The sequence below is a fragment of the uncultured Xanthomarina sp. genome, from assembly GCF_963971605.1.
Lineage (GTDB): Bacteria > Bacteroidota > Bacteroidia > Flavobacteriales > Flavobacteriaceae > Xanthomarina > Xanthomarina gelatinilytica.
The window spans coordinates 1-11,312 of record NZ_CAXATZ010000056.1 but is presented as its reverse complement, the minus strand read 5'-3'; the positions used below and the strand labels follow the sequence as shown (position 1 = coordinate 11,312).

General features: G+C 35.9%; 8 protein-coding genes. 2 read left to right on the top strand and 6 right to left on the bottom strand.

The window, feature by feature from the left end:
* Nucleotides 1-548 (top strand): GEVED domain-containing protein (locus tag AACY93_RS13290; protein WP_339612139.1); only part of this gene is annotated, 548 nt, incomplete at its 5' end.
* 193 nt (nucleotides 549-741) lie between these two features.
* Entirely contained in the window at nucleotides 742-6,858 is a 6,117-nt protein-coding gene (locus AACY93_RS13285; protein ID WP_287006008.1) for a LamG-like jellyroll fold domain-containing protein, read from the top strand.
* Nucleotides 6,859-7,007: 149 nt separating this feature from the next.
* Here the strand turns inward: AACY93_RS13285 and hisS are convergent, their stop codons facing one another.
* From hisS to rpsF, 6 genes are all read right to left on the bottom strand, one after another.
* Nucleotides 7,008-8,378 carry a histidine--tRNA ligase gene (gene hisS, locus AACY93_RS13280; protein ID WP_286853184.1) on the bottom strand — a complete coding sequence of 457 codons (1,371 nt, stop codon included), beginning with the start codon at nucleotides 8,376-8,378 and terminating at the stop codon, nucleotides 7,008-7,010.
* A 200-nt stretch (nucleotides 8,379-8,578) separates the two neighbouring features.
* Nucleotides 8,579-9,046 carry a DUF6495 family protein gene (locus AACY93_RS13275; protein ID WP_286853185.1) on the bottom strand — a complete coding sequence of 156 codons (468 nt, stop codon included), beginning with the start codon at nucleotides 9,044-9,046 and terminating at the stop codon, nucleotides 8,579-8,581.
* 30 nt (nucleotides 9,047-9,076) lie between these two features.
* Nucleotides 9,077-9,964: a glycerophosphodiester phosphodiesterase family protein gene (locus AACY93_RS13270; RefSeq protein WP_286853186.1), complete on the bottom strand. Its 888-nt coding sequence runs from the start codon at nucleotides 9,962-9,964 to the stop codon at nucleotides 9,077-9,079.
* Nucleotides 9,965-10,046: 82 nt separating this feature from the next.
* The gene (gene rplI / locus AACY93_RS13265; RefSeq protein ID WP_286853189.1) at nucleotides 10,047-10,508 is read right to left on the bottom strand and encodes a 50S ribosomal protein L9; all 462 of its coding nucleotides are present in this window, start codon (nucleotides 10,506-10,508) and stop codon (nucleotides 10,047-10,049) included.
* A 13-nt stretch (nucleotides 10,509-10,521) separates the two neighbouring features.
* The gene (rpsR, locus tag AACY93_RS13260; protein ID WP_286853190.1) at nucleotides 10,522-10,818 is read right to left on the bottom strand and encodes a 30S ribosomal protein S18; all 297 of its coding nucleotides are present in this window, start codon (nucleotides 10,816-10,818) and stop codon (nucleotides 10,522-10,524) included.
* Between the two features lie 2 nt (nucleotides 10,819-10,820).
* Nucleotides 10,821-11,159: a 30S ribosomal protein S6 gene (rpsF, locus tag AACY93_RS13255; RefSeq protein ID WP_007650016.1), complete on the bottom strand. Its 339-nt coding sequence runs from the start codon at nucleotides 11,157-11,159 to the stop codon at nucleotides 10,821-10,823.
* Nucleotides 11,160-11,312 lie beyond the last annotated feature (153 nt).

Below are 11,312 nucleotides of genomic sequence, written 5' to 3'. Positions count from 1 at the left end.
CAGGAGACTCTTATAGAGAAGCCGTGTCTGCTTGGATAGATTTTAACCAGAATGGCACGTTTGAAACCAATGAAAAAATATTTGGAAGTTCCTCCTCCACAACTGCTACGGTTAGTGGCACGTTTGATGTTCCTAGCAATGCCTCTTTAGGCAGCACACGTATGCGTGTTCTAATGAAATATTACAGTGGCAGTGGCAATAACGCAAACAACCCTTGTGAAACATTTAGTTATGGGGAAGTTGAAGACTACTCGATAAATATCACGAATTCCACTCTAACTATGGATTCATTTAATGATAACAATGTGTTAATATATCCAAATCCTTTTAAAAGCACTTTAAGCTTCCATTTACCAAACAACAATGCTTTACGTGTTCAAATATTGGATATCACTGGAAGAGTGGTTACTCAAATTGATAACATGACACCAGTGAACAAAACCATAGAATTACATAATAACAGTCATTTATCTGCAGGAACCTATTTTATAAAACTTACAGATAAGGCCTTGAATACAACTGTTATAAAAAGAGTTATAAAACAATAAATTATAAGAATTTCCATAAAAAAGGTTGACACTGGCTGGTGTTAACCTTTTTGTAAGAACTTGAAAAACAATATGTTAAAAACACATATTGCATTTCATCGAATAAATTTGCATTTCATGGATTAAAAATTTACATTTGTCCCTAAGCTATTAACAATTAATTATTTAGTCCCAAACTAAAATTTAACCGCTTATGAAAAATTATACTTTCACAGTATGTAAGTACCTTATAATATTATGTGTACTTTTAGTTCCGAATATTACTTTTTCTCAAGATTTCAATGTGCAACATCTTGATAGAAACGTTCCAAGAACAGGAGCTACATCATCAATAACAGCTGTTTCTTCTCTAAATAATGCCTTTGTATTAAATAACAACAACAGATTAGCTCAAGCTGGTAGATCTGACGAAAATTCGTCAACTGCTCCTGGAAGAGATGTATCTGGAGCTGTTAGATTAACAGCAACCAATACAGTCACTTATTACAGAGAAGGTAATTCAACTAACAATAACACTAAATTTAACGCATCTGTTTGGGAGTACACAGGGTCTCCAGGAGGTGCTAATGAATTTATAGTTAGAGGTCGATATACAATTACACTAAATGGAGGCACTAACAATGTTACTCAATCTTTAACTGGTATTAGTAACGCAAACGATTGCATTCCTTTTATCACTGGTATTATAAACAGTGCATCATCGGCTGGTTCTGATTCTGGTTCAGCAATTGCTTATCTTGAAAACGCATCTACAATGCGTGTACAAAAAGGTTCAAATGCTGATAATGTGACTGTTTATATCACTTTGGTAGAATTTACTGGTAGCAACTGGACCATACTTCATGGTGATTCTGGAAGTGTAAATACAGATACTGGTAACATCACTTTACGAACGAATGCTAATGGAAGTTCTGGAGGAACTGCTAGTGTTTCTGATTGGAGTGAAGCTATGATATTTACGCACCATAGAGGAAACATGAGTGATAATGGTACTGACGATGCTATCGCAGACAACTGGCCAGTTATGAGTCCTGGAGGAAATAACCAAACTGTTTCTTGGGCTTTTCATAGTGAGCATGATGCTCGTACCAATGGCAATCGCCAATTTGTTCACGTAGTAAACAACCCAAATATTCAAGTTACAAGATATACTGACACGAGTAATTCTTCTGGTGAAACAAGCATTAATATTTCATCTGCTGGTTTAGGCAGTACTAATGAAGCATTAATCATTGGTACTTCTACCTCTAGTGGTGGTGGTACAGCCTATGGTAGAGGTTGGCGTAATTATTACTTTAACTCAACCACGCAAGCAGCACATTGGGCTCATAGAAGTGGTAATACTATGGCTCATGAAATTCAGATAGTGAATTTCAACCCTTCAATTACGTATTGTCCCTCTAATGGAAATAGTACAAATGATGAATATATTAGCCGTGTACAATTAAATACTATAGACAATAGCTCTGGAGCTGGTGCTGGTGGGTATTCAGATTTTACTTCTCAATCAACCACACTAGACCAGGGAAATTCATATACAATAACGGTAACACCTACTTGGCCTAATTCTACCTATAATGAAGGATATTCAGTATGGATTGATTACAATCAAGATGGCGATTTTGATGATACCGGAGAACAAGTATGGACGCAGGCTCCAATAGGCACTTCTCCTGTTTCAGGCTCATTCACTGTACCTGTAACAGCAACTACCGGAAACACACGTATGCGTGTAAGCTTAAAGTGGAATAGTATTCCTGATCCATGTGAGTCTTTTGACTATGGTGAAGTAGAAGACTACACCATAAATATTACTTCAGGTACACCTCAACCTGAAATCAACTTAGTTGGAAATGGTAACACCATAAACAACAATGACACAACACCATCGGCTACTGATGACACTGATTTTGGTTCCATTAGTTCTGGTTCTACATTAGACCACACGTTTACTATTGAAAATATAGGAACAGCTACCTTAAATTTAACTGGTGGTACACCTTTAGTTGATATTTCTGGCGATGCAGCATTTACAATTCTTACGCAACCTAGTGGCAATACTATCTCCACAAGTAGTAGCCGAACCTTTGTAGTTCGCTTTGCACCAACGGGTAACGGTACAGTATCTGCTGATATTTCCATTGATAATAATGACAGTAATGAAAATCCATACACGTTTAGGGTTCAAGGTACAGGAGTCGCTCCATTAACAGAAGGACCTGGAGGAGTAACCAATGATTTAGCACTTTGGTTAAAAGGTAATGCAGGGTTAAGCTATACTGATGGGCAGCCTGTATCACTTTGGGCAGACCAAGGTCGGGGTGCTGATGCAACCGTTAACACGCCAGGTCAAGAACCAACATATTATGATAACCCTTACAGAAATGTAAATTTTAACCCAGTAGTAGAGTTTGACAATACATTTTCATCTTTTAATTTAGATTCTGACTTTTCATACGACAATACCAACACGCAATTTTTAGAAGGTGATGGTGGTCTATACACTCAAGATATGTTTGTAGTTTTAATTCCTGATGACACACAAATAAATGACTCCTTTGGTTTTATGGACACTTTTTGTGGAGATGCTGATACTGGCACAAATGAAACTGATGCTACAGGTATTGGTATGGGAGACTTCACAGGTCGTGTTGATAATGAAAGTATTTGTTTTGCTTTGGGAACCTACTCTACTAGTGAAACTGGGGATGGTTACGCCGTTTACGACCAAAATACTTCATATGATAACGTAGGAATTATTAACGCAAGAAACAATACAGCTGTAACACAACAAGAGCTTTATTACAATGCCAACAACATAGAATATGCACAAAATGATGTTGTTGAATTTTTAAATGTAAGTGACTCAAAATATTGGATTGGGCGTAGTGAAGGTTGGGAAGCCACATTGAATGCAAGAGTTTGTGAAATCATCACTTTCTCATCTAGAAAAGACGATGCAAACTTAACACAAGAACGTAACCGTATTCAATCTTATTTAGCGATTAAGTATGGAATTACTTTAGGAGTTAATGGTACCTCTCAGGATTATGTGGATAGTGCTGGAAATATCATATGGGATGCCAATACTGGTGTTGCAGCTGAAGATGTGTTTAATTATGATATTGCTGGTATAGGACGTGATGATGATTCTGATTTATTGCAAAAACAATCCCGTAGTGTAAACAATGCCTTAGATGGCGCAACACGTGGACAAGGTGTATTGACCATAGGTATTGGAAGTATTGCAAATACCAATAATCTAAATACAAACACAGAGCTTGAAGATAAAGAGTTTCTTGTTTGGGGGAATGATGGTGTTGACTTAGATAATCCTGCTGTAGTGGTAGATGTGGACATGAGTACAGACATCACTCCTAGCATTCCTGGAGGAACCCATGTGCAATTTAATGGTATTGCCAGAACATGGAAGGTTGTAGAAAACGTAGGACCAGGTGGAGATATTCCTGCTGTAGAAGTTGCAATCTTAAAAAGCGCTGTAAGAACAGCAACACCTCCTAATGGACGTTATTTAATGTTCATCTCTGATACTCCTAACTTTGACCCAACAGCAGATTATCGTGTAATGACTGAAGGTTTCAATGAATTGGGCGAGGCCATCGTTAAAACCAATTACGATTTTGACGGCACCAAATACATTACTTTTGGTTGGGCTCCAGAAGTTCCATTTATACGTTCAGTATATTTTAATGGTACTAGCAATTATATTGACATGGAGGATGCATTGGACTTAAATGCCTCTGAATTTACCATGTCTGCATGGGTAAACAGAAAAGCCAACTCTTTAAACAAGTCTATACTATCCAAACGTGATGCTGCCTATACGCAAGGTTACGATTTTAAAATTAATGCTACTGGAAAGTTTGAGGTTTCTTGGAAAACTTCTACCGGATCCTTACAACAAATTGTATCAAATACCACAATTCCAGAAAACACTTGGCATCATTTGGCTGTAATATATCAAAGTGGCACTGCCTATTTATATATTGATGGTGTGTTGGATAAGCAAGAAAACAAAACTGCCCCAAATAACACAACGGAATCATTCTATATTGGTGCAGCCTCAAAACTAACCCCTCAAGCGTTTTTCCACGGAAACATAGATGAAGTTCGTGTTTGGAATACGGCTCTAGATATCGATCAGTTAAGATATATCATGAACCAAGAAATTGAAAATAATGCTGGGTTTGTTGGTGCCTCGTACTTTATTGGAAAAGGTATTTCCCCTACCAAAAACGAAGTTGCAAGCATCCCATGGTCTAGTTTAGCAGGTTATTACCCAATGACTACCTATACATATACCAATACCAAGGATGAATCAGGAAATGGACATCAAGGAGCTTTAAGACACTTAAGAACGGTAGACAGACAAACAGCACCTTTGCCATATATATCGAATGGAACAGGAAACTGGGATACCAATGCGACATGGATAAATGGTGATTTACAAACCATTCCTGGTGCAAATTCCATTGTGGACAATACCGTAACTGTAGATTGGAACATAGTGGAAACCGATCACAACATTCTTATGAACAACAGCAGCTTGGCTGCAGGAACCAATGGAAACAGAACCTTATTGGCTCTTATTAATAGAGATAACGAAATTACCATAGATGGAGACAATACAGCTCAAGATGGTTTTGGTTTAACTATCACACATTATTTACAGTTAGATGGAAAAATCGATCTTGAAGGCGAATCGCAACTCATTCAAACCATTGATAGTGATCTTTCTGTGGGTACATCTGGAATTTTGGAAAAAGATCAACAAGGCGTCAGGGATTTATTTACTTATAACTACTGGAGTTCGCCTGTAGGTTATACTGCAACAGCAAATCCTAACAATTATAGTTACACGCTTAACAACCATATTTTTAAAGATGGAACCAATTCTTTATCTCCAACCAATATATCGTTTATTGGAGGCTATAATGGTACCTCTGGTTCCCCTATCGGGATTGCACATTATTGGATATGGAAATTTGGCAATATGCCTAGTGGTGATTATTCTGCGTGGCAACATGTTAGAAATACAGGAACCATTAAAGCTGGAGAAGGATTTACCATGAAAGGTGTAGCCAACACAGCTGGAAATTTAACTCTGGAACAAAATTACGTGTTCCAAGGAAAACCAAACAATGGAGATATTTTAACATTAAACCTAAATGCTGGTAACGACTACCTAGTTGGTAATCCGTATGCATCTGCCTTAGATGCAGACCAGTTTATTTTAGACAATGGCCCATTAATCGATGGAGCTGGCACAGACCCATTAATAAGTGGAACCCTATATTTCTGGGAACATTGGGGAGGTGGATCACATGTCACTTCTGAATATCAAGGTGGCTACGGCACATACAACCTATCAGGTGGTGTTGCTGCTGCAGCTTATGGAACCCCAGACCCAGATGTGGCTCAAGTGGGAACTGGAACCAAACGTCCTGAAAGATACATTCCTGTTGGACAAGGATTCTTTGTTACAGGTGAAACTACAGGTACCATTAATTTTAATAATGGTCAGCGTAGATTCCAAAAAGAAGGAACTGGATCTTCCCTATTTATTAGACAAGCCCAAGATGAACAACAAACCACAAATGAATCGGCAGATACCAGAATGAAAATCCGTATTGGTTTCAACTCTGTAAACACCATTCACAGACAGTTATTGCTTACAGAAGACACCAGAGCTTCTTTAGGTTTTGATTGGGGATTTGATGGCTTACTTTACCAAAATCAAATGGATGACATGTATTGGTTGCTAAACAGTGAAAAATACACCATACAAGGTATAGACAATGTTTCGGAAAGCACTGTGCTTCCAATAGGTGTTCATACTTCAGATCCAGGTTTAAACAATATTGTTATTGATATTTTAGAAAACGTACCTGATAATTTAAACATCTATGTTCATGATAAGGAATTGAATATTTATCACGATTTAAGAGATACTAAATATGAAATTTACTTAGAGGCCGGAACATACTTAGACCGTTTTGAAATTACATTTACAAACCAAGCTTTAAGTGTAGAAGAAACTGAAATGTCAAACTCCATATCAGTATCTTATATCAATACCAATGAAAGCATTTCGATTCAGAATCCTACACTGATGAAGATTAAATCTATTGAAATGTTCAATGCTATCGGTCAATCCATATTCACTGTGGATGAAGTAAAAACCGAAACTCAAACAGAAATTAAAACAAACAAATTAAGTGCTGGAACTTATATTATTAAACTAAAAACAGAATTTGGCGTGATCAATAAAAAAGTGTTAGTCAATTAATATGTAGCCCAAATCTATTATAAATTAGACGATGCTTTTGAGAGAGGAGTCCTGGAAAAATTTTCAGGGCTCTTTTTTTAGCCTTTAAAATAAAAATAGCCACAAACTAATTGAAGTTTGTGGCTATCTTAAATAATACACAATAAAATTTATTGAAGCTTAGAAATTAGATCTTTTAAAGTTACCGTTTCTTGCTCTCCAGATCTCATGTGTTTTAATGTATAACTATCAGATTTCAATTCCTCCTCACCTACTAAAACAACAAAAGGAATGTGTCGTTTGTTAGCGTGATTCATTTGCTTTTTCATTTTAGCAGCATCTGGATACAATTCAGCATTAACATTATTTAATCGTAATTGTTTAATAGCTTTTAAACAAAATAAGGCTTCGGTTTCTCCAAAATTAATAAAGAGTACATCAATTTTTTTAGCAACCGTTTCAGGAAAAAGATTCAGTTCTTCCAAGACCAAATAAATCCTATCCAAACCAAAACTAATACCTACGCCACTCACATCTTTCAATCCAAAAATACCTGTTAGGTCATCGTATCGTCCTCCTCCACCTATGGAGCCCATTTGTACCTGTTTTGGAGCAGAGACTTCAAAAATGGCTCCTGTATAGTAATTTAAGCCTCTTGCTAAAGTAACATCCAATTGTAATGTAGCTGTTTGCAAACCAAGTTCTGTAATGGCTTTGTCTATAAATTCCAGTTCCTCTATACCTTTTATTCCATCTTCGGAAGCGCTTAAAATAGTTTTCAATTGCTCCACTTGAGCACTAAAAGATCCCGAAAGCGTAAATAAAGGCTGAAGTTTTGCAATGCCTTCTTTTGAGATGCCTTTATCAAGCATTTCCTCTTTTACCTTCTCCTCGCCTATTTTATCCAATTTGTCAAGTGCTACCGTAAAGTCGATTAATTTATCACTTGCTCCTATTACTTCGGCAATTCCTGAGAGAATTTTTCTATTATTGATTTTTATGGTAACCCCTTCCAGTTTTAAAGCTGTAAAAACAGCATCGTAAAGTTGTACAAACTCCACTTCTTGCCATAAAGAAGTAGAACCAACCACATCTGCATCGCATTGATAAAATTCCCTGAAACGTCCTTTTTGAGGTCGGTCTGCCCTCCAAACCGGTTGCATTTGGTAGCGCTTAAACGGAAACTCGATATCGTTTTGGTGCTGCACCACATAACGTGCAAATGGGACGGTTAGATCGTAACGAAGGGCTTTTTCTGAGATTTTTGAGGTTATGGCATTGGAGTCCTTAGAAGCATAAAGCGCATCATCTACTTTATTTAAAAAATCCCCAGAATTTAAAATTTTAAAAATCAGTCTGTCCCCTTCATCTCCATATTTTCCCATTAAGGTATCTGAATTTTCAAAACTAGGGGTTTCTATGGGTTGAAATCCGAATAATTCAAACTGTTTTTGAATGGTGTTAAAAATATAGTTGCGTTTTGCTACTTGTTCTGGAGTAAAATCTCTGGTTCCTTTTGGAATGCTTGGTTTTTGTGCCATAATATTTCCCACTAAGGTGGGAATTGCTTTTAAATTATACTAAATCTCAACAAAAATAAAGAATAATACATGTCATTACGAGCTTTTTTAATAGAAAAACATGCCAAACATTTAAGTATCTTAAGTAAAAACGTCAAACAGATTGCCTTGTACTTCCCATTGTCACTCCCTATCTTTATTAAGACAGGCTCGCTATGACACTAATTAATCAACTTATCAAAATACTTAAATAAATCGCCTTTGGTTATTATGCCTCCTTGTTGAATGAGTTTAAACTTATCGGCATTTCTATCTTCAGAATAGTCTTTTTTTGCTTGTAAAAACTCCACATCGTCATCCATTAAGTTTTCTCTTAGCCAATTAAAACCGTCTGTAGTAGTTAAATCTATTGGATTCTTGATTTTTATGGCTATCAAGTGCATGTGTTCATCATTAAGATGAAACAAATGAATTTGCTGTGGCGAAATGTGTTCTATGTACACAACCTTATTCAAGACACCTTCCCAAACCAGATCGCTAAACACATCCAATTCCTGTTCGGCCACTTCGGGTTTGTTTTTCTTAATATCATCCCATTCCTGAGCTGTAATGGTTTGTGTTGCAAGAAAATTTATGAATTCTTTATGCAGTTCTTCAAATTGTTCTTTTGTTAATCTCGCGTATTTCATTTGCTGATAATTATTTTTTTCTGGAAAATGTTATTTATTAATATTTAAAACAGTGGCAACTTGAAATGGCCTATCTGTTGCAAAGATATCAATCCCCATATTTTTCCATGTTATATAAAGCGAATCTCCTTTAGATGCAGCTTGTTTATCTAAGTTTCCAAGAGTTCCCAACATGGTTTTTATACCTAGTTTTTGAATGTTGGCGTATAAACTGGTATCCGATAGTTTAGTTCCCGTAAAGGCCAACATGTTTTTTAAAGGGATTTTGGTATCCAATAACCAATTTAATTCTTTTTGGTTCCTAGCAGAAACAGACAATAATAAATCTGGAGCCAACTGGTAGGCTTTTTTAAGTTGTTCCACATCATAAGTGATAATTATGGAAACATCTTCAGCGTTTTGCAACCTAATGGCTTCGATCACTTCGGCAACGTCCACACTTTTTTTAATGTCTATGGTCAATATGGCTTGATGTTGATTTGCCCAAGCCAAAACATCCAAAAATTTTGGGATTTTATAAGGTGTTTCATTCCCAAAATCGTCCACCAAATTAAAAGCCTGTAGTTCTTTAAAGCTGTATTTTGTGAGTTTGTCTGTTCCGGTTGTGGTTCTTTCCAAAGTATTGTCGTGCATTAATACCAAAACGCCATCTTTTGCTTTAGCGACATCTATTTCAAAAACAGCATGAATACTGTCGTGAATATAAGTAAGTGTTTCCAGACAATTCTCAGGATAATTAACCAACCCAGAACCACCTCGATGCACACTTACCAATGGAGGTGCCTCTTTTTTAAATTGAAAAGCTTCAATTAACGCAGAGGGTTGCCTTGTGTCTTTTACAAGTTCTTCCGGTTGATGGTTCTTGTTTTTGCAAGAAACCAAAACAAATATTATGAATACAAATGCAAAATGTTTCATATGGATTCCTTAATTACCATGAATTAAAAAACCGTCTAGAAGTTCTAAACGGTTTGATATTTTTAATGCAGAAATGTTAAACTTAAGCTTGAGCAATAACTTCAAAAGGGATTTCGAAAGTTACTTCCCTGTGCAAACGTATAACAGCATTGTACTGTCCCAAACGTTTGATGTTTCCACCTGTAATACTAATGAATTTTTTGTCGATTTCATGACCTGCTTTTTCAAAAGCTTCCACTAAATCCAATTTGGTAATAGAACCAAATAATTTATCTCCTGCAGAAGCACCTTCTGTAGCTTTAGCTGGGATTTTAATTTCCAATGCTTTAATTGCTTCAGCAGTTTTGCTAGCATCTTCAATTACTTTCTTTTCTTTATAAGCACGTTGCTTTATGTTTTCGGCAAGTACCTTTTTAGCAGAAGCTGTAGCCAATACAGCTAGCTTTTGTGGAATTAAAAAGTTTCTACCATAACCGCTCTTAACTGTTACAATATCGTCTTTAAATCCTAAATTTTCAACGTCTTGTTTTAATATAAGTTCCATTGTTATGAGTATTTTATTTTAATAAATCGGCCACGTAAGGCATTAATGCTAAATGACGCGCTCTTTTAATAGCCACAGATACTTTTCTTTGGTATTTTAAAGAAGTTCCTGTTAAACGTCTTGGTAAAATTTTCCCTTGTTCGTTTACAAAACCTAACAACCAGTCTGCATCTTTGTAGTCTACATACTTAATTCCAGATTTTTTGAAACGACAATATTTTTTATTCTTGTTGGTTTCTATATTTAAAGGCGTTAAATATCTAATTTCTCCGTCCTTTTTTCCTTTTGCTTGTTGTTCTATAGATGACATAATTACGCTTTTTGTTTAAGTTTTTCTCTTCTTCTCTCTGCCCAAGCCACAGCATGCTTGTCTAAAGTAACCGTTAAGTAACGCATAAAACGCTCATCACGTCTAAACTCCACTTCTAATGGATTGATAACTTCACCAGCTACTTGGTATTCGAATAAGTGATAAAAACCACTTTTTTTGTTTTGAATTGGGTAAGCTAATTTTTTTAGTCCCCAATCTTCTTTAGCTATCATCTTGGCTCCACGAGAAACAAGAAAATCTTCGTATTTCTGTACTGTTTCCTTTATCTGGGTCTCAGATAAAACGGGATTTAAGATGAAAACAGTTTCGTAATGATTCATATTAAATTATATTTATTGTTAAAAATGGGTGCAAAAATAGGTATTTTATTTATATATTTATTTTCTATAGATTCTTTTATTTCCTTTACATCCTCTTGAGTAGTTATAATAGTTTGACGTATCATTTGATCTTTCATATCAAACTCCATTCTA